Genomic DNA, 19,321 nt, shown 5'->3' with positions numbered 1-19,321 from the left:
TCGCGAAGGCCTTGGCCCTAACTGCCGTCGCTGCCCGCGATCGTGGACAGGGGCCGGTCGACCAGGCGCCGCAGCCGCTCACCCGACGGCTGGAGCGCCGCTCCATCAAGGGCCGCCAGCTCCCCCAACGACAGGCCTGACAGGGTGGGGAGCCAGGGCTGCGCCACCTCAGACGCCGGTTCATGGGGGGTGCGGTGTTCCCTCGATGACATGGCGTCAGCCTACAAGGGATGGGAGGCCACGGCCTCCCATGTAGGGTGCGGCGCGTGCCGATGCGCCTTCATCACCTCTCCGCCGATGTCCTGCGATCGCTGAGCTCCCTCACCGAGGACGAAGAAGCCGTCGCCTTCCTGCTGGACGCGGAGACGAGCCGTCGGCTCCTGTTGCTGCGGATGATCCTGGACAGTGCGGCACAGGCGGCACCGGGCGACACCGCCGACCTGCACCGCGACTGGCAGCTCCTGGAGGCTGCCGAGCGGGTGGACCGTGCGGCGTTCCGTGCGGTGCTGCTCGACCCGCAGGTGGGGGTCTGGGCGGCAACGCTGTTGCGCAGGCTGACCAGGCCGGACCCGGAGGCCGCCGAGGGTGAGGCACCGCTGCGTGTGGAGCTGGGATTCCTGGGTCAGCTGGCGGCGGCGGTGTTCATCGAGGCCGGAGCCGACTTCCGTGCGCACGTGCCCGTCCGGGACGGCCGGGTCTTCCTGCCGGGTCTGGGCCGGGCGACCGTCGGCGGTGATCCCTGGGGCACCGCCGAGGTGTGGGCGCGGGAGGGGGTGGTCCGCCTCGCGGCGGGCGGTACGACCGTGACGCTGCCGGACGAGACGGAGAGCGACGCCCCGGGCTGGGAGGGGTTGCGCAGGCTGCGCACCGAGCATGCCGGGGTGACCCTCACGCTCACGCTCGACGACCTGGGGCCGTATCCGACGGTGGCGGCGCTGCCGACGGCCGGACGACTCTCCACCGCGCGGTTAGGCTCCTGGCGCCGCTGGTTCGGGCGCATGTGGCCGATGCTGGTGGACGACCACCCGGCCCGTGCCCGGGCGCTGGCCGCCGGCTTGCGGTCCGTGGTCCCGCTGCCCCGCGGCGAGCGCCTGCGGGCGCGGGCGGCCTCGTCGAGTGACGCCTTCGGTTGCCTGCTGTTGTCCGAGCCGGACGAGGACGAGGTGCTCCCGGCACAGCTCGGCGTGGCCCTCGTCCACGAGTTCCGGCACACCCTGCTCAACGGCCTCATCTTTCTGGCGCCGTTGTTCGAGGAGCACGACGACCTGTTTCACGCGCCCTGGCGCGACGATCCCCGGCCACTCGGAGGGCTGGTACACGGGGCGTATGCCTTCTCGGGCGTCGCGCATTACTGGCGCACGCGCGGTACGGAGGGCCTCGCGGGCTTTGAGTTCGCACTGTGGGCGAGCGCCGTGCGCTCCGTGCTCGAGGCGCTGCGCGACCATCCCGCGCTCACCGCACTGGGGCGCGCGCTGCTCGATGCGCTCGCAGAGCAGACCGCGCACTGGCACGAGGAGCCGGTGGGGGCGCGCGAACTGCGTCTCGCCCACCTCGCGGCCGTACATCACCACGCCACCTGGCGCGCACACCACCTGCGCACGAGCCCGGCCTACGCGGAGGCGCTCGCGGACGCATGGGTGGCAGGGCGGCGCAAGGAGGCAGGTACGCGCCCCCAGCCCGAGCTGCGCGCCGACCCCCAGGCCGAACTGAGCGCCAGCCCCCAGCCCGAACTGCGCGCCGATCCCCAGGCCTGTCGACTCGACACCCTGGCGCTCCTGGCGCGCCTCAGCCTCATCGCCCCCGGCGAGTTCGACGCCCTGTGCGACGAGGCGGACCCGGCGAGCCGCGTGCCCGGAGCCGGTTCCGCGGATCTGGCTCTGGTGAGGGGTGATGCGGAGACCGCGGTGAAGCTGTACACCGAGGAGCTCACCGTTCCCGGAGCCCGGCCCGCGGCCTGGGCCGGGCTCGGTCTGGCGCTGGCCGAGTGCGGTGAGCGCGCCGCCGGAGCGGCCCTGACCGGCCACCCCGAACTCGCGGTCGCCGTCAGCCGGTCCCTGCCCGTGCCGCCGGACCCGGTGGCGCTGGCCCACTGGCTGGCCGGGTAGGGCCGCTCCGGCCGGTCCCTTCGGTACGGCGGGACCGTCACACGGTTGGGCCGCTCCCGGTCACAGCGGCATCGGGTCGATGTCGCAGTCCGCGCGGTGGTCCCAGTCGGCCGCCTGCGCGACCGCCGGGTGGCCGCTGCCCAGCTTGCGGGAGAGGCGTTCGCGGGTGTCGCCGCGCAGGGACTCCGCCTCCTGGGTGCGGCCCAGGGCCCGCAGGTCCATCGCCAGATTCGCCGCGCAGGCCAGGGTCGAGGGATGGTCCTCGTCGAAGACTTCACGGGAGCGGCGCAGTGTCTCGGTGTCCAGTTCCAGGGCGCCTGACACGTCGCCGAGCGCGTGCAGGTCGCTGGCGAGGTTGGTGCGGCACACCAGTGTCGACGGGTGATTCTCGCCGACGGCAGCGTTAAGTCCCTCCAGCGCCACGGAGTTGATGTACCGCGCGCCCGCCGCGTTTCCCAGCAGCCGATGGGTGACCGCGAGGTTCACGGCGGCCGACAGCGCGTGTGGGTGCTGCTTGCCGTACGTGGCCTCGTACCGCCGGCAGATGTCGGTGCCCAGCTGTAACGCCTCCTCCAGACTGCCCCTGTGCCGTAGATGAATGGTCAGTTCGAGGGTGGCGGCCATGGACTCGGGGTTGTGGTCGCCGTACCGGCGTACGAGTTCGGAGCGGATCTGCTCGGCCATGCAGGCGGCCTCCTGGTGCTCGCCGGCCTTGCGGAGCCCGACGGCGAGGTGACGGACGCAGGAGAGGGCGAACGGGTTGGTGTCGCCGAGCAGGGAATTGGCCTGCTGGGTGATCTCGCGGTGATAGGTCAACGCCGTGCCGTAGTCGCCGAGTTCGCGAATGTCGATGGTCAGGCCGAGCCAGGTGAGCAGGGTGCTGACATGGTCCTGGCCGAAGACCTGGGTGCGGTCGAGATAGGTCTGCTCGTCCAGCCGTCGGGCGCGGGCGAAGTCGCCTACCAGACGCAGGCTCACGCCGAGGTTGTGCGCGGCGCGCATCGTGTCCGGGTCGTCCGGGCCGATGAGCCGTACGTACTTCTCGTGTACGGACTCGGCCAGGCGGAGCGCCTCTTCGAACGCGCCACGCACCCGGTGGTCTATGGCGACGTTGCCGAGCGCTTCGATGGTGTCCTGGTGGTCGGGACCGACCGACCGGAGGTAGGCCTCCAGCACCTCGGTGTTGAGCTCGGCCGCCTCTTTGTAGCGGCCCATGTTGAACAGCAGGAACCCCATCCAGCGGGCGACCTCGAGGGTCTGCGTGTGTTCCTCGCCCAGCCGCCTGCGCCAGTTCTCGTACGCGTTACGGGCCAGCTCGAGGCCGGACTCGTAGTCGCCCCAGCGCAGCAGGCACCTGACCTCGTTCACCACCAGGCTGCGCGCCCGCCTCTCGTCGGACAGCACCGCCTCCGACACGACCACATGGGGATACAGGGCGACGTAACGGTCCCAGCGCAGCGCGTCGTTGGGGTCGTTGGGGTCGCTGGCCGCCAGCAGCAGATGGGTGCCGCGCCGCATGACGGCCCGGTCCTCCTCGGTCATCCGGAACTGCAGGGCGGCCTGCACCAGCCGGTGCATCTGCAGCGAGTTGGTGCGGTGGTTGAAACGGGCCAGTGAGTAGCGGCCGATGTCGCGGATGACCTGGCCGAGCCGGATCGGATCCTCCAGGGCGGCGTCCAGCTCGGGGGTGATGGAGCCGGGCGGCATGCGGGTGAACATGCTGCGCGCGATCGGTTCCGGCGCGCAGAACGAGCACACCTGTAACAGCTGGTACGCGGCCGGGCTCTTGGCCTCCAGCTGGTCCAGCGAGATGTTCCAGGCCGCGATCACCGGGTGCTGGTCGCCCAGGGGAGCGGTGCCGCGCAGCAGGTCGAGGCGCTTCTCCGCGAGCAGGCGCAGGTACTCGTCCACCGGCATGCCGGTCTCGGCGTGCCAGGCGGCCGCCTGCTCGATGGCCAGCGGCAGGTCGCCGAGCGCCTCCGCGAGCCGGTCGGCGTCCTCGTCGCTGATCCCGGGCCCGCGCACCTGCAGCAGCTGTTTGCTCTCCTCCCGCATGAAGACGTCGACCTCCAACGGCCGTGCGAGCGAGGCCCATTGGGGGTTGCGGGAGGTGACGAGGATGTTGCCGGGCCCGCCGACCGGGAAGAACGGCCGTACCGCCTCCGGGCTTTCGGCGTTGTCGAAGACCAGCAGCCATTTGGCGTAGGGCACTCCGATGCGCAGCGACTCCAGGACCGCGGCGACCGTCGAGGCGGCGTCGGAGCCGGGCTGCAGCCCCAGCCGTGGGGCCAGCTCGACCAGGGACAGGGAGATCTGCGCGGTGCGCTCGGCGGAGATCCACCAGATCACGTCGTACTCGGTCATGCGGCGGTAGAGGTACTCGATGGCCAGCAGGCTCTTGCCGACCCCGCCCATGCCGTGCAGCGCGTGCGGCAGCACGGCGGTCGCCCGTTCCCGCAGCAGTCGCTGGTGAAGTTCGTCGAGGAGGGCCTCGCGGCCGGTGAAGTTCGGATTCCTGGGTGGAATGTTCCCCCACACCGTGGGTGTGTTGCTGGCGCGTTCGCTGCCCACCGTGCTCGCCGGGGCCTGATGCGGCATCACCGGCCTCCTCTTCCCCTGAGTCGTCTGAGTCGTCCGAGTCGTCGATCGGTCGGCGCCGTCCGGGGCCCGGACGACGGTATGGCTGGGTGTTGCGGGTGCGGTGGTGCCCCGGTGCGCGGTGCGCCGTACGTGTTCCCGGTGGGCCGCCAGGGCTGCGTCCACCTCGTTCGCCGGCCTCAGGAACGGCCCGGACAGCGCGTGCAGCACGGCGCTCTCCGCCCTGAGCCACGGCTCGGACTCGTCGTCGACCGGCGGGATCGTGGGCACGGCGGCCCCGCGCAGCAATCGGGGCAGTCGCCACAAGTGTTCCCCGCCTGATCCCCGCCGATCCCCCACCAGTTCGACTACTCGCACCAGGTCGGAACGCCGCCCGGCGGCGAGCAGCTCCTCGCGCACCCCGGTGGCGAACTCGAAGGCGGCGGCCGGCCTGCCGCCCGGCGTGACCAGGCCGTGCACCAGCAGTTGCGCGAAATCGGCGAGCGAACCGTCCGGCAGCACGGTGTTCTGAACCTCGCCGATCAGTGGCGGGCCGAGCGGGATCGCGGCGAGCATCGTGGCCAGAGTGAACACGTTCCTGGACACCGCGGAGCGGAAGCGTGCCACCTGCGCCGCGGCATCCCCGGGCGGCTCCGTGTCACCGGCGGAGGCGGGCATGCGCGCGCGGGGGAACATCACCGTGAGCGGCAGCCACCCCGGCGCCGCCGCGCCCAGCAGACCGGCCCAGGCGTCCAGCCAGCGAGGGCTGAGTTCGAGCACCGGGATCGGCACATCGGGGCGCCTGCCGAGCGGCAGCCCGCCCACGTCCGGGCCCAGGCCGCGTGCGCGCCACCGCAGCCGGCGGTTGGCCACGGCCGGCGCGGGCGAGCGCAGCAGCACCTGCCAGTGGCGCAGCCCCGTCCTGGCCCACATCGGGTGCGGCAGCAGGTCGACCACCGCGACCGGCCCGGCCTGCCCCCAGCGACGCAGCAGCGGCTCCACGGCATGCGTGCGCCAGCGCGGGCCCGCACCGTCGGTGAGCAGCAGGGTCAGCCGGCGGTCTGCCCGGCGCCGCAGCGTCGCCGGTTCAGCGTCGCCGCCGTACGGCAGCCGCTGACGGGTGTCGTCGTACGGCAGCCGGTGCGCGGTGATCCGCCCGAACGCGCCGCAGCGGTGCAGCGCCACGGCGAACGCACGGACCGTCTCCTCCCAGACGCCCATCGTCGGCCCCGCGTCGGCCACCACCGCCACGTCCCAGGCACCGCGCGCCGCCCGGCCCGGTCCGAGCGCCGCACCGATCCGGCGCAGGGCGTCCGGGAGGCCCTCGGGCAGGGCCGGGGGAAAGGAACCGGCGGTGGGCGGAGCCGGTGTCCTCCCGGGCCGGGACCTGGGCCGTCCCCCGTCCGGTGGCGACTCCCGCCGGGGCGCCGTCACGGCTCCTCCGCCGCGGTCCACCGCCACAGCGTGTCGACCGCCTCCGGCCAGCCGCGCCCGTCCGCCGCAAGGGCCGACAGAACGCCGTCGACGGCCAGTTGGAGGGCGTCGAGGAACCGTTCCACGACGCGCCCCTCGGCGTCGGCGGCCCGCTCCAGGAAGGCGTCGACCACGTCCGGTGCAGGCGCCCGGGCCGAGTCGCCGTCGGGGAAGCGGGCGGCGGCGACGGCACGCAGGAACTCGGGGGTGGGCCGCGGCATCCGCAGAGAGACACAGCGGGATACGAGGTCGTGCGGCAGATCCCTGTCACCCCCGGTCGTGATGACCAGGACCGGGAAGGCATGGCAGCGCACCTCCCCGCCGGACAAGGGGACGGTGGCCGCCGGATCGTCGTCCGGGGCCAGCCGTGCCCCGCCCCCGGGCGCGGCGTGGGGCAGGGAGAAACCGCCGGTCGTCAGGACCGTGCACAGATCCTCGGGCAGAGCGATGTCGGCCCGGTCCAGCCGGTCGATCAGCAGCACCCGGGGTGTGCGGTGGGGCAGGAAGGCGGTGCCGAGCGGTCCGAGCCGGCCGGCACCCGCGTACAGGCCCTCGTGGAGCGTGCTCAGGCTGGTGATCTGCCAGCGCAGGACGCGGCCGAGGCCGAGTTCGCGGCTGATGCGGTACGCGAGGGCCGACTTGCCGGTGCCGGGTTCGCCGGTGACGAGCAGCGGGCGGCTCAGGAACAGTGCCGCGTTGACCCGGTCCACTTCCTCCGGCACCGGCGGCAGCGGGTGCGCCGGGTCGCCGAGCAGGACGGACGCGTACGGGTCGTCGGCCTGCGGCGCCGGCAGGTCCGGGCCGCCGCCGAAGCTGCGCCAGGCAGGCGGATCGGGCCAGTCGTCCGTGCCGGTGCCGGGGCAGCCGGTGCCTCGGTAGATCCCCCACGGCTCGCTGTTCGCAGGCATCAGCGGCGTCCCCTCGGGTCGGTGGCTCGCTCTGTGGTTGTTCCTCTCCCGGACGGGCGGTCGGCGCTCACCGCACGTCCGGCAACACGGGTTTGCGGTCCGGGTCGTCCCACAGGACCGCCAGATGCCGGCCCAGGTGCGTGCCGTTCTCGCCGTCGATGGCCGCCCGGCGGCGGTAGGCGGCGACCTTGGCCGGAAACCGCTGCAGACCCTCGTCGAGCAGCGTGCCCAGGACATCCCGGAATTCCTGGGTGGACCGGTTCGCGCGGTGCCAGATCACCACGGGCAGCCCGCTGCGCAGCGCCGCCTGCAGCTCCCGCTGCCCGTACTCACGGCCGGGCAGCGGCGGTTCGCTCAGCACCAGGGCCACGTAGTGCTCGTTGTCGCCCAACCGGGCTTCCAGGCCGCGCAGATGGTCGCCGTTGGTGCGGGCCACGTTCATGTACACCGACTCCGAGGCGTGCTCGCCGACGGCGAGCTGCTCCCAGCGGTGGCGCCAGAACCGGTGCCAGGCCGTGTTCTGCAGCCGGTCCAGGCTGCGGATGACGACGGGGTAGTCCACCGCGAGCGGCACGTGCGGCACCTCGCCGGGGTCCCGTGGCCACCAGTCCACCGGCAGGTTGAGCAGCTCGAAGGGGAGCACGAACTCCAGCCACAGGTGCGCCGACCTGTCCCCGCCGACCCGTTCGACCTGCCGGATGATCCGGCTCACCGTGGGCTGAAGCCCCTGCGCCGGCACCCGGACCGGCGTGTCGCCGTGCTCCCAGTCCAGGCCGCGCGCGTCCGACATGAAGGCGTACGTGAGGGTGTAGAACCCGTCCTCCAGTGGGTCTGGGGTGATGTGGATGGCCAGGTATTCCTGGTGGCGTCTGGCGGGGACCGCCGCCGGCCGCGACCTGGCCCGCTCCTGGTCCAGCCGCCCGGCCAGCTCGCACTTGAGCGCCCACTGGCGGTTGCGCGCCATGACCTCGGTCGCGGTGCGCGGATCCATCTGCGCGGTGCTCCGGTCGAGGTAGACCATCCATGGCGGCAGCCCGCCGGGCGCCGCGTTCTGCCCGGCCACGTGCAGGAAGTCGTGCCAGGGGGTCTCGGCGTGCGGCGGCGGCGCGGGCAGCCGGTCGTCCGTGGCGGCCCGGACCAGTGCGAGGCGCGCGGCGTACGACATCTGCAGGGGTCCGAGGGCGGCACCGAGGAACTGCCAGGAGTCGGTGACCTCGGGCAGACCCGTCACCGAGGCCACGGCCGCCCACTCGTCGGCCAGCCGTTGCACGACGGCGGCCTGGGGGCAGTCCTGCTCCAGGTCCGACAGCATCCGCGCCAGCCCGGTCAGCCCGCCCTCCTCGGCGGCGCAGAACCGGAACAGCTCCACGAACTGCAGCTGGGTCGTGGCCTGCTCGCGCAGCACGACCCGGCGGCCCATCGCCTCTCCGACCAGCTCGACCAGCAGCGCCCGTGCCTGACGGTCCTGCAGTGTGCGCACGTCGAGGAGCGCGCAGACGGTCTCCTGCCGGATCCGTTCCTGTATGCGCAGGGCCGACCTGGCTGCCGTCGCATCGTTCTCGATCGTCAACGCGGCCCCATTAGGCCGGGAAACGGCGAGGGTGCGGCGGAGGCCTCCGCGCGCCTGCCGGGTTGCCGGTCCCGGCGGCCGTGCAGCCGGCGCACGCAGGCCCGGGGCGGCACCACAGAGGCGCGTGCGCACTTGGTCACCGCTCGCCCCGGGCCGACCTGCCGGGTGCCCGGCGACACGGTGCCGACGCCGCCCCGTAAGCGCACCCGGTGCCCGGCCTCCGCCGGCCGCCGGGCGATCCAAGTGGTCCTCCCGTGGTCGGCGGACGTTCGTAGCCGGCCGGACGCCGCTGCCAGGACCGGGCTCATGGCCCACCTCTGCTCGCCGACGCTGATCGTCACCGCCGCCCCGCTCAGCCGGGAAACCGCGGCGGCGCGAGCGGCTTGGCCCGGCCGCTGCGGGCGCCGCCGATGCCGTCCAGCAGGCGCGTGCGGGCCTCCTCGGGGGACAGGGCCACCAGGTCGATGTACACCACGCCGCCCAGCAGGCCGCGCGGGGTGAACGGCGCGACCCGGACCGGTACGAGTCTGCGGGCCACGCCCGTCGGGTCCTCGCCCTGTGCCGCGAGCGACTCCTGGCGGCCGTACACCGAGCGCAGGTAAGCCGGGGACAGCACGGCGATGATCCGTTCGCACTCGGTCACCCCCTTCTCCATGACGAACTGCCAGTTGCTGCCGGGCACGAAGTCCCACTCCTGGACCAGCACGCGGTAACCGGCCTCCTCCAACTGCCAGGCGATCCAGGCTGCCCATGCGCGGTCGGCGGAGGTGTACGAGACGAAGAAGTCCTTACGGTCCCCGCTCCCCTCGGGGGGCGGGCGAACCGGATCGGAAGGTGAGGTGGAGCGGTGGTCTCCTGGTCTCTCCTGGACCGCGGGCCCGCCGGCCCCCCGCTCCTCGGGGCTTTCCCACTCGGCGGCGAGCCGCGCGACCGTCTCGGCCGCCCGGCTGGAGCCCTCCAGCAGGTGCACGGCGGAGGTCAGCGCGGGGAGCCCGCCCTCGCTGTGGACGCAGAAGCGGACGAGCTCGAGCAGCTGCAGATGCGCGGTGGACTGCTCCCGTAAGGAGACCCGGCGCCCGAGCAGGTCACCGATCAGCTCGATCAGCAGCGCCCGCGCCTGCCGGTCGGCCGCGGTGGGCGAGTCGAGCAGCGCGTCGACCATGCTGGTCTGCCAGCTGTGGTCCGGACGGGCGGGGCGCTTCGAGTCGTCTGTGTCCACAACACCCCCCGAGAAGCTGTGTCCCAAGGTTCAGGATACGGACGCGGTGACACGGCGTCAGGGGTTCGGCGAGGGGAGGAGCGAGTGGGTGGAGCCAACTCTCTCGATGCCTGTTTGTGTCCGTCTTGCGCCCGAACCTGTTTACTTTCCGGAAATCCGGGCGTAGCCTCCAGCGAAACCACAAGTTCGGGCACAGTTCGGAGGCGAACGGACATGTACGCACCGGAGCGGCAGCAGGAGATCCTCCGGCTCGCCCGTGACGGCGGCCGAGTGGACGTCCTGTCGCTGGCCGAGGAGTTCCAGGTGACGGCGGAGACGATCCGCCGGGACCTGAAGGCCCTCGACCGCGCCGGGCTCGTGCGCCGGGTCCACGGGGGCGCGATCCCGGTCGGGCGCCTGGACTTCGAGCCGGACCTCGCCGAGCGGGAGGGCACGGCGGCCGACGAGAAGGACCGGATCGCGAAGGCGGCCCTCGCCGAGCTGCCCACCGAGGGCACGATGATCCTCGACGCCGGTACGACGGTGGCCCGCCTCGCGGCCGCGCTGCCGCTGGAGGCGTCCCTCACCGTCGTCACGCACAGCCTGCCCATCGCCGCCCGTCTCGCGGACCACCCGGGCATCCAGCTGCACCTGGTCGGGGGGCGCGTACGGCACCGTACGCGCGCCGCCGTGGACGCCTGGGCGCTGCGTGCGTACGGCGAGATCCGCGCCGACGTCCTGTTCGTCGCGGCCAACGGCTTCTCCGCCGAGCACGGTCTGACCACCCCCGATCTCGCCGAGGCCGCGGTGAAGCGGGCGGCCGTGGCCGCGGCCCGCCGCGTGGTGCTGCTCGCCGACTCCTCCAAGCACGGCCAGGAGCACTTCGCCCGCTTCGGCGATCTGAGCGACGTGGACCTGCTGATCACCGACAGCGACCTGAGCCCCGAAGACGCCACCGCGATCGAGCGCGGCGGCACGGAAGTAGTACGCGCATGATCCTCACCGTCACCCCCAACCCGTCTCTGGACCGCACCTACGAGGTTCCGTCCCTCGACCGCGGCGAGGTCATCCGCGCCACCGGCGAGCGCATGGACCCGGGCGGCAAGGGCGTGAACGTCTCGCGCGCCGTCGCGGCCGCGGGGCAGCGCACGATCGCCGTCCTGCCCTTGGGGGGTGCGCCCGGCGCCGTCGTCGCCGATCTCCTCCACTCGCAGGGCATCGAGGTCACGGCGGTGCGGATCGCCGGCGCCACCCGCTCGAACATCGCGCTCGCGGAGTCGGACGGGGTACTGACGAAGATCAACGCGCCCGGTCCCGAGCTGTCCGCGGCCGAACAGGAGCTGCTCCTGGAGACGGTGCGCGAGCAGTCGCACGACGCCGACTGGATCGCCTGCTGCGGGAGTCTGCCCCGGGGTCTCGCGCCGTCCTGGTACGCCGATCTGGTCGCCCGGGCGCACGCAGGGGGCGCGCGGATCGCGCTGGACACCTCCGGCCGCGCCCTCCTCGAAGCCCTGCGGGCGCAGCCCGACGTGGTGAAGCCGAACGCCGAGGAACTCGCGGAGGCCGTCGGGCGCCCCCTGGCCACCGTGGGCGACGCGCTGAAGGCGGCCGAGGAGCTGCGCGAGATGGGCGCGCGGGCCGTGCTCGCGAGCCTGGGTGCCGACGGGCAGTTGCTGGTGGACGGCACGGGCGCCTGGTACGGCAGTGCGCGCGTCGACGTCGTACGCAGCAATGTCGGCGCCGGCGACTCCTCCCTCGCCGGCTTCCTGATCGCCGGTGGCAGCGGCCCGGAGGCCCTCGCCTCGGCGGTCGCCCATGGCGCGGCGGCCGTACAGCTGCCCGGCAGCGTGATGCCGTCCCCGGGCGACCTGGACCTGGCGGCGGTGACGGTCACGGCCGAGGTGCCGGTGGATCGCGCACTCAAGGAGCCGGTGTCATGACGAATGTCGCGGTTGTCACAGTTCTCGCCGATCCGGTCCGTCAGCGGCGAAGCTCGGCGTTACTCACGCCCGCCGACGGACGGCAGGGCCTCCTGAGCCGCTCTGCCGCCCGGGGGAGGCGGGATTTCCCCGACCCTGCCTCCCCCTCCACCACTGGCACCCCCCACCGCAGTCACACCACCCCCCACGGCACCCCCGTCCCCTTCTCCGCCCACCAGACTCCCCGGGCGATACGCGTGCGAAGGAGCCCGCGATGAGCGACATGATCACCGCGGACCTGGTCGATCTCGACCTGTCCGCCGACACCAAGGAAGCGGCGGCGCGCGCCCTCGCCGAGCGCATGGTGGCCCTGGGCCGGGTGACCGACCTGGAGGGCTTCCTCGCCGACGTGGCCGCCCGCGAGGCACAGATGCCGACCGGCCTCGACGGCGGCATCGGCATCCCGCACTGCCGCAGCGAGCACGTCACCGAGCCGACGCTCGCCTTCGGGCGCAGCGCCGCCGGCATCGACTTCGGCGCGGCGGACGGCCCCGCCGACCTGATCTTCCTGATCGCCGCCCCGGCCGGCGCGGACGACGCCCACCTGACGATCCTTTCGTCGCTGGCCCGCCAGTTGATGAACGCCGAGTTCACGGACGCGCTGCGGTCGGTGGGCGACGCGGCGTCGGCGGCGGCGGTGATCAGGGGCGAGGAGCCCCAGGCGGCCGGGACGGCCGCCCCCACAGACTCCGTGGCGTCGTCGGTGGCGGCCTCCGCCGACGCCGCCACGGGCACCACGGCCCCGGCGCCGGGCGCGCACGCCGAGGGCGCGAACGCCCCGGCGCCGGGCGCCCCGGCCGCGGCTTCCGCCGACGGCGGGCGTCCGTTCCGTATCGTCGCCGTCACCTCCTGCCCGACCGGCATCGCCCACACCTACATGGCGGCCGAGTCGCTGGAGAACGCGGGCCGTGAGGCGGGCGTCGAACTCGTCGTCGAGACGCAGGGCTCGGCCGGCTTCACCCGCCTCGACCCGGCCGTCATCGCGGCGGCGGACGGCGTGATCTTCGCCCACGACGTGTCCGTACGGGAGAAGGACCGCTTCGCCGGCAAGCCGACCGTCGACGTCGGCGTGAAGGCGGGCATCAACCGCCCCGCCGAACTCATCGCCGAGGTCCGCGAGAAGGCGGCCCGCGGTGAGGTCACGGCGGCGGCCGGGCCCGGCGGTGCCACGCCGGTCGAGCGCGCCGGCGAGCCCGGCGAGGGCTACGGCACCAAGCTGCGCAAGTGGCTGATGTCCGGCGTGAGTTACATGGTCCCGTTCGTCGCGGCGGGCGGTCTGCTGATCGCGCTCGGGTTCGCGATCGGCGGCTGGGAGATCGACAAGGCCAAGCCGGTCACCGAGCACTTCGACTGGCTCCAGGTCGACAGCTGGGCGGCGCTGCTGTTCCAGATCGGCATCGTCGCCTTCGGCTTCCTGATCCCCGTCCTCGCCGGCTACATCGCCTACGGCATGGCGGACCGGCCCGGACTCGTACCCGGTTTCGTCGGCGGAATGATCGCCGCCAACATCAACGCGGGCTTCCTCGGCGGTCTGGCCGCCGGTCTGATCGCCGGTGCGGTCGTCCTCGCCATCCAGCGGATCAAGATTCCACCGGTGCTGCGCGGCATCATGCCGGTGGTCGTGATCCCGCTGTTCTCCTCGATCGTCGTCGGCTTCCTGATGTTCGTCGTCATCGGCAAGCCCATCGCCGAGGCGCAGAAGGGCATGACCGACTGGCTCAGCGGCCTCTCCGGCACCAACGCGGTCCTGCTCGGCATCCTGCTCGGCCTGATGATGTGCTTCGACCTGGGCGGACCGGTCAACAAGGTCGCGTACGCCTTCGCCACCGGCGGTATCGCCGTGCAGTCCCCCAGCGACTCCGCGATGAAGATCATGGCCGCCGTCATGGCCGCGGGCATGGTCCCGCCGCTGGGCATGGCCCTCGCGACCTTCCTCCGCAAAAAGTTGTTCACCACGGCCGAGCGGGAGAACGGCAAGGCGGCCGTGGTCCTGGGTGCCTCCTTCATCACCGAGGGCGCGATCCCGTTCGCCGCCGCCGACCCGCTGCGCGTGATCCCCGCCTCCATGGCGGGCGGCGCGGTGACCGGCGCGCTGACCATGGCCTTCGGCTCGACCCTGCGCGCCCCGCACGGCGGCATCTGGGTCACCTTCCTCATCGGCAAGCCGTTCCTCTACCTGCTGGCCATCGCGGTCGGTACGGCGGTCACGGCGGGCCTGGTCATCCTCCTGAAGGGCATACGCAAGACGGCCCCGGAGGGCGGCTCGGCCGCCGAGTCCCCGGCGGGCACGGCCGTGGAGGCGAAGCAGCCGGTGGCGGCGTAAGGCGCGAGGAGAGCCACTTGTCCCTTTGAGGCGCTGTGAGTTGTTCACGGCACCTGCGAGATACGTCACGGTCCGGGCCCAAAGGCCCGGACCGTGGTGTCTACTGGGGCCCATGCCTGAGCACGTCTCGTTTCTCCAGTTGCTGGGCGCGGCCGTCCTGGCCCTGGCGGCCGTGCTGTGGGTGGTCGGTCTGACCCGCGTCCTGCGCAGCGTCCGCGCCGAGCAGTCGCCGAGGCGCTCGCGCCCGGTACTCTCCGCGCTCCCGCACCAGCGGCAGGCACCCCCCGAGCTGGAGGCCGTCGAACTCACCCCGGCCGAACGGGACGCGTTCGCGGGACTGGTACGCCAGCTCAACGACGGTCGCTGAACAGCGGGCGGTCGCTGAGCAGCCGGGCCGGGGTTACGACACGTGCGTCGAACGGGCGGACAGGGCTACGACACGTGCGTCGAACAGGGGGACAGGGCTACGACACCTGCGCCGCCCGCCGCTCCATCGCATCGCGCGCCGTGTCCTCGTCGACGTACACCTCGCACATGTGCCGTCCGTCCGGCGTCGCCGTGTGCTCGACCTCCCACAGGGAGACCTCCCTGCCGTCGCGCAGCAGGAAAGCGTGCTCGTAGAGCGAGAAGCACAGCCCGGCGCGCCCCACTCGGCACGGGCGCCCGAACGCCTGCGTGATCTGGTGCGCGAACGCCGTGGCCAGCAGCGCGGCCGTCTCCGCACCCGGCCGGTCGGCGTTCTCCGCCCGGCGCAGCAGCCGGCGCGCGTGGTCCGGCGAGTCGTCCGGCGCGTACGCATGACGGGGTGTGGGGATCGGCGACAGCTGCACCGTCACCGGCAGTTCGAAGTCCGGGGCGTCCGGCGGCAGCGGCAGCCGCGAGGTCGCGGCGCGCAGCTCCTCCTCGTCGACGTACACCTCGTGCTGCGACACCCCGCCCCGCGCGGTGTTGTGGACGAGCTCCCACAGGGTGAGCGCCGAGCCGTCGGCGAGCAGCCAGGTGTGCCGGTACGTCTCGCGGTGCAGGCCCGCGCTGTGGTGCGCGGAGTGCAGCGAGCTGTCGTGAGCCAGCGCGCAGTCGAGCCGCCGTATCGTCTCGTCGGGCAGCTCGAAGGAGTTCAGGGCGCGGCCGAGGAGTCGCGCGAGGTGCTCCTCCGGAGACTCCGGCGACTCGGGTGGTTCGTACGCTGCCGTCTCGTACGGAACGCTCAAGGTTTCTCCCGGCGTTGCTGCATGTCACCTTGTGGGTGCATACCGTAGCCCCTCGGTCGGACATCATGTCCGGGAACCGAGAAAACGTACGTCCGGTAAAACGCGCGGGCCGCGCGAGAAGTTCCCGCGCGGCCCGACGAACCGTCAAGAATCCCTGCTGGGACGGTGTTTCAGTGGATCACGCGGCGCTGCCCGCCACCCACTCGCTCCACGCCATGTTCCAGCCGTTGAGTCCGTTGTCCGGCGTCACGCTCTTGTCGGGGGAGTTCTTGACGATGACCACGTCGCCGAGGAGCGAGTTGTCGTAGAACCACTTGGAGGGCGTGTCCCCCTGCCCGCCCTTCACGTCCTGCAGGCCGACGCAGCCGTGGCTGGTGCCCTGGCGGCCGAAGGGCGGATTGCCCTTGTTGTACCAGTAGTTCCCGTGGATGAAGGTGCCCGACTGGGTCAGGCGCATCGCGTGCGGCACGTCCTTGATGTCGTACGCGTCGGCCAGGTTGACCGTGCGGCTGTCCATGTGGAGCTGCGGGTACTTCTCGGAGATCACCATCTGCCCGTTGTAGGTGGCGAACTCCGAGCTGCCCGCGGAGATCGGCACCGACTTGATCGTCTTGCCGTCCCGCACGACCGTCATCGTCTGCGTGTTCACGTCGACCGTCGAGACCTGCGAGCGCCCGACGGTGAAGGTGACGGTCTTCTTCTGCACCCCGTGGACGCCGTTCGCGCCCTCGACACCGTCCAGGTCGATCTTCATCGTGACCTTGGATCCGGCCTTCCAGTACTCCTCGGGCCGGAAGTCGAGCCGCTGCGTCCCGAACCAGTGCCCGACCACCTTCTGCCCGCTGCTGGAGGTGACCGTGATGTGCGACTGCACGGCCTTCTTGTCGCTGATCGCCTTGTCGAAGGTGAACGACACCGGCATGCCGACGCCGACGGTCGTGCCGCCGTCGGGCGTGTACGTCCCGATGAAGCTGTTGGCCGGCGAGACCGTGGTGAAGGTGGAGTCGGCGGCGCTGGTGCGCCCGTCCTTGTCCTTCGCGGTGGCCGATATCTCGTACTTCGTCCCCCGCTCCAGCTGCTCCTTCGGCTTCCAGCTGCCCCCGTCGGCGGACAGGGAACCCGGCACGGCCTTCCCGCTGTCCGCCGCCGTCATCTTCACCTCGGTCAGCTTGCCGTCGCTGACCTTCACGCCGGTCGAGTTGATCGACGCCCCCGTCGAGCCGTCCTTCGCCGAGATCACGATCTTCGCAGCGGAGGTCCTGGGCGAGTCCTTGCCGCCCTTCCCGTCCTCGTGGTCGGCGTTGGCGCTCCCGCCACAGGCGGTGAGGGTCAGGGCGCCGATCACCAGGGCGGCACAGGCCCCCAGTGCGGGCCGTGCTGCTATGTCCGGCGTTGTCACGAGCTGCTCCATCTTCATGTGATCTGCGGGATCCGTTCCGTTCCACGGTGGAAGAGGCCACCGCCACCGGACCGGGTTCCCGACGTGCGCGGTGAATGCCGTCACGTGACAGAACCGCGACAATCGCACGCGCGCACGAGCAGGCAGACAGGTGCCGCCCCGTCAGCCGGATCGTCAGCGCTTCCCGTACAACTCCCCGTACGACGGCCACGCTCCACCCGGCCCGTCCACCGACTCGGCCGCGCGCACGGCCCGCACGATCGCGCGCGTCACCGCGTCCGCGCCCGCCGCGAGAAGGCCGTTCAGCGCGAGGGGCTCCTCGGCGTCGAGCGGGCGGTCCCCGGTGGCCAGTGCGAAGACCGTGTCCCCGTCGTTGAGCAGGTGCACCGGCCGCACGGCGCGCGCGATCCCGTCGTGCGCCGTGCCGGCCAGCTTCTGCGCCTGCGCCTTGGACAGCTGCGCGTCGGTGGCGACCACCGCGAGCGTGGTGTTCAGCGGGGGCGGTGCGTTCTTGGCCGCGGCCTCGGCCAGGCGCCGGCGTGCGGCCTCGTGCACGTGGGCCTCCGGATACTTCACGCGCCCCTGGAACAACTCCCCGTACAGCACGCCAGTTTCCGGATCCACCGCAGCCCCCGCCGCGTTCGCCACCACCAGGGCGGCCACCGTGATCCCCGAGTCCAGGACGGTGCTCGCGGTGCCGATCCCGCCCTTGACCGGCCCGACCGTGGCTCCCGTGCCGGCGCCCACGCATCCCTCGCGCACGGGCGTGCCGGGTTCGCTCGCCGCGGCCGCCTCGACCGCCGCGCGCCCGATGGCCGCGTCCGGCCTCGCGCGGAAGTCGCCGCCGCGGCCGAGATCGAAGACGCAGGCGGCGGGCACCACCGGCACGACCTGTGCCGGATCCACCCCCACGCGCACCCCCCGACCCTGCTCCTCAAGCCAGGCCATCACCCCGGACGCCGCGTCGAGCCCGTACGCGCTGCCGCCGGTCAGCACGATCGCCTCGACCTTCTGCACGAGGTTGCGCGGATCGAGCGCGTCGGTCTCCTTGGTGCCGGGGCCACCGCCACGTACATCCACGGCGGCGACGGCCCCGCCCTCGGGCGCGAGGACGACCGTGGTGCCGGTGAGCCAACCGTCGCCGATACGCGTCGCGTGCCCCACCCGCAGCCCCGCGACGTCTGTCAGAGCGTCAACTGTCATGCGCCCAGTCTCGTGCAGCGACCGGCGCCGTCCCACGACCTCGTCGGCCGTTCGCTTCTGCCGCCGGGAGACGTTCCGTCGGCCCCTAGGAGACCGGCGCCTGCGCCGCCTGCCTGTTCTCCCGGCTCGTCATGCGTGCCGTCAGCGTCGTCCCGGTCGCCACCGCCCCCGCCGAGACGAGGCCGGCCGCCAGTACCGCCCACTCGCCCAGGAACGTGCAGCAGATCACCAGCAGGGCCGTCGTCGGCAGCACCAGCTGCTGGGCGATGCCCACCTTGAAGTAGCGGGAGTGCAGCGCCCAGACGGTGAGCAGATAGAGCGCCGTCGGCAGGGTCACCGCGGCCGACGCGGCCAGCGTCGAGATGTGCGCCTTGCCGACGGCCTGCTCGACCGCCACCTCCAGTCCCGCGCCGATCGCGGCCGCCGAGGCGAAGACCAAGTAGTGGCCGTAACCCCACAGGAACGCCTGCTGGTTGGAGCGCAGATGGCCGTGGATCGGCACCACGAAGTAGATCCACCACGCGGCGAAGATGATCAGCAGCCCGCCCGCGGCGATCGGCAACAGCTCGCCCAGCGCGTCGTTCTCGTCGATGCCCGTCTTCACGGCGACCGTGGCCGCGGCGATGGTCTCGCCGAGCACGATGATCGTGAACAGCCCGTACCGCTCGGCGATGTGGCGCGGATGCCAGGACGTGGGATGGTCCTTCTCCGCATACGGCGGCACGCACATCTCGAGGATCGCCATCACCAGGAAGACCCAGGGTCTGCCGTCCTCGGGCAGGACCACCAGCCCCGCCCAGCCGATCTGGCACAGCAGCACGCCGACGACGTACCGCAGGGCCATCGTTCTCTCCGGGCCCTCGCTCGATCTCGCCGCGCGCAGCCACTGCGTCACGAGGGCGACCCGCATGATCACGTAGCCCAGCCACACCGTCAGGAACTCATGCTCCTCGAACGCCCGGGACACCCCGGCCGCCAGAACCAGCACACCGGCGATCTGAACCAGGGTGACGACCCGGTAGAGGGCGTCGTCGTTGTCGTACGCCGAGGCGAACCAGGTGAAGTTCATCCAGGCCCACCAGATGGCGAAGAAGACCATCGCGTAGTCGAGGATCCCCTCACCGGCGTGCCCCTCGGCGACGGCGTGCACCAGCTGGACGCCCGCCTGGGCGATGGCCACGACGAAGCACAGGTCGAAGAAGAGTTCCAGCGGAGTGGCGGTCCGGTGCGCCTCACCACGGCCACGGGCCGTGAGCCTGCGCAGCGGGCGGGGGCTCTCTGACGCGCGGGGGGAGTCCGGCGCGGGAGTCGAACGGGACGTCATGGGGTCAAGCACAACAGATGAGGCGGGGAATTTCTTGCCCAGTGATTCACA

The 19,321-nt window shown here is 72.3% G+C and carries 14 protein-coding genes; 5 read left to right on the top strand and 9 right to left on the bottom strand.

Going from position 1 to position 19,321, the window contains the following annotated elements:
- Positions 1–17: 17 nt before the first annotated feature.
- Positions 18–212, bottom strand: coding sequence for a hypothetical protein (locus tag ACQEV2_RS18055; RefSeq protein ID WP_433042029.1), 195 nt, complete (start codon positions 210–212; stop codon positions 18–20).
- 60 nt (positions 213–272) lie between these two features.
- Between ACQEV2_RS18055 and ACQEV2_RS18050 the strand changes: the two genes are divergently transcribed.
- Positions 273–2,105: an HEXXH motif domain-containing protein gene (locus tag ACQEV2_RS18050; RefSeq protein WP_433054545.1), complete on the top strand. Its 1,833-nt coding sequence runs from the start codon at positions 273–275 to the stop codon at positions 2,103–2,105.
- 60 nt (positions 2,106–2,165) lie between these two features.
- On the opposite strand, the gene fxsT is transcribed toward ACQEV2_RS18050, so the two are convergent.
- From fxsT to ACQEV2_RS18030, 4 genes are all read right to left on the bottom strand, one after another.
- The gene (gene fxsT / locus ACQEV2_RS18045; RefSeq protein WP_433042026.1) at positions 2,166–6,116 is read right to left on the bottom strand and encodes an FxSxx-COOH system tetratricopeptide repeat protein; all 3,951 of its coding nucleotides are present in this window, start codon (positions 6,114–6,116) and stop codon (positions 2,166–2,168) included.
- Positions 6,113–7,063, bottom strand: a complete 951-nt coding sequence (locus tag ACQEV2_RS18040; protein WP_433042023.1) for a MoxR family ATPase — start codon at positions 7,061–7,063, stop codon at positions 6,113–6,115. Before ACQEV2_RS18040 ends, fxsT begins: the two co-directional genes overlap by 4 nt.
- A 67-nt stretch (positions 7,064–7,130) precedes the next feature.
- Positions 7,131–8,633, bottom strand: a complete 1,503-nt coding sequence (locus ACQEV2_RS18035; protein ID WP_433042020.1) for an effector-associated domain 2-containing protein — start codon at positions 8,631–8,633, stop codon at positions 7,131–7,133.
- A gap of 352 nt (positions 8,634–8,985) precedes the next feature.
- Complete coding sequence (locus ACQEV2_RS18030) at positions 8,986–9,852, bottom strand: toll/interleukin-1 receptor domain-containing protein (RefSeq protein WP_433042017.1); 867 nt, start codon at positions 9,850–9,852, stop codon at positions 8,986–8,988.
- Between the two features lie 213 nt (positions 9,853–10,065).
- Here ACQEV2_RS18030 and ACQEV2_RS18025 point away from each other — a divergent pair, with 213 nt between their 5' ends.
- From ACQEV2_RS18025 to ACQEV2_RS18010, 4 genes are all read left to right on the top strand, one after another.
- Positions 10,066–10,827 (top strand): DeoR/GlpR family DNA-binding transcription regulator, encoded by a 762-nt coding sequence (locus tag ACQEV2_RS18025; protein ID WP_433042014.1) that lies wholly within the window; start codon positions 10,066–10,068, stop codon positions 10,825–10,827.
- Positions 10,824–11,771 (top strand): 1-phosphofructokinase, encoded by a 948-nt coding sequence (pfkB, locus tag ACQEV2_RS18020; RefSeq protein WP_433042011.1) that lies wholly within the window; start codon positions 10,824–10,826, stop codon positions 11,769–11,771. Before ACQEV2_RS18025 ends, pfkB begins: the two co-directional genes overlap by 4 nt.
- A gap of 253 nt (positions 11,772–12,024) precedes the next feature.
- Positions 12,025–14,133 (top strand): PTS fructose transporter subunit IIABC, encoded by a 2,109-nt coding sequence (locus tag ACQEV2_RS18015; protein ID WP_433042008.1) that lies wholly within the window; start codon positions 12,025–12,027, stop codon positions 14,131–14,133.
- Between the two features lie 112 nt (positions 14,134–14,245).
- Positions 14,246–14,500: a hypothetical protein gene (locus tag ACQEV2_RS18010; RefSeq protein ID WP_433042005.1), complete on the top strand. Its 255-nt coding sequence runs from the start codon at positions 14,246–14,248 to the stop codon at positions 14,498–14,500.
- Positions 14,501–14,597: 97 nt separating this feature from the next.
- Here ACQEV2_RS18010 and ACQEV2_RS18005 read toward each other — a convergent pair whose 3' ends face one another.
- The 4 genes from ACQEV2_RS18005 to ACQEV2_RS17990 form a co-directional block, all read right to left on the bottom strand.
- Positions 14,598–15,344, bottom strand: a complete 747-nt coding sequence (locus ACQEV2_RS18005) for a DUF6227 family protein (protein WP_433042002.1) — start codon at positions 15,342–15,344, stop codon at positions 14,598–14,600.
- Between the two features lie 178 nt (positions 15,345–15,522).
- A complete protein-coding gene (locus ACQEV2_RS18000) occupies positions 15,523–16,743 on the bottom strand; it encodes a L,D-transpeptidase (RefSeq protein ID WP_433041999.1) in 1,221 nt (406 codons plus the stop codon).
- Positions 16,744–16,917: 174 nt separating this feature from the next.
- Positions 16,918–17,946, bottom strand: a complete 1,029-nt coding sequence (locus ACQEV2_RS17995; RefSeq protein WP_433041996.1) for a P1 family peptidase — start codon at positions 17,944–17,946, stop codon at positions 16,918–16,920.
- An 85-nt stretch (positions 17,947–18,031) separates the two neighbouring features.
- Positions 18,032–19,270, bottom strand: a complete 1,239-nt coding sequence (locus tag ACQEV2_RS17990; protein WP_433041993.1) for a low temperature requirement protein A — start codon at positions 19,268–19,270, stop codon at positions 18,032–18,034.
- Between the last annotated feature and the right edge of the window lie 51 nt (positions 19,271–19,321).

It is taken from the genome of Streptomyces sp. CA-251387, from assembly GCF_050936625.1.
Classification (GTDB): Bacteria; Actinomycetota; Actinomycetes; order Streptomycetales; family Streptomycetaceae; genus Streptomyces.
Note: the sequence above shows the minus strand (reverse complement) of the source record. Positions and strands in the feature narration are given on the sequence as shown.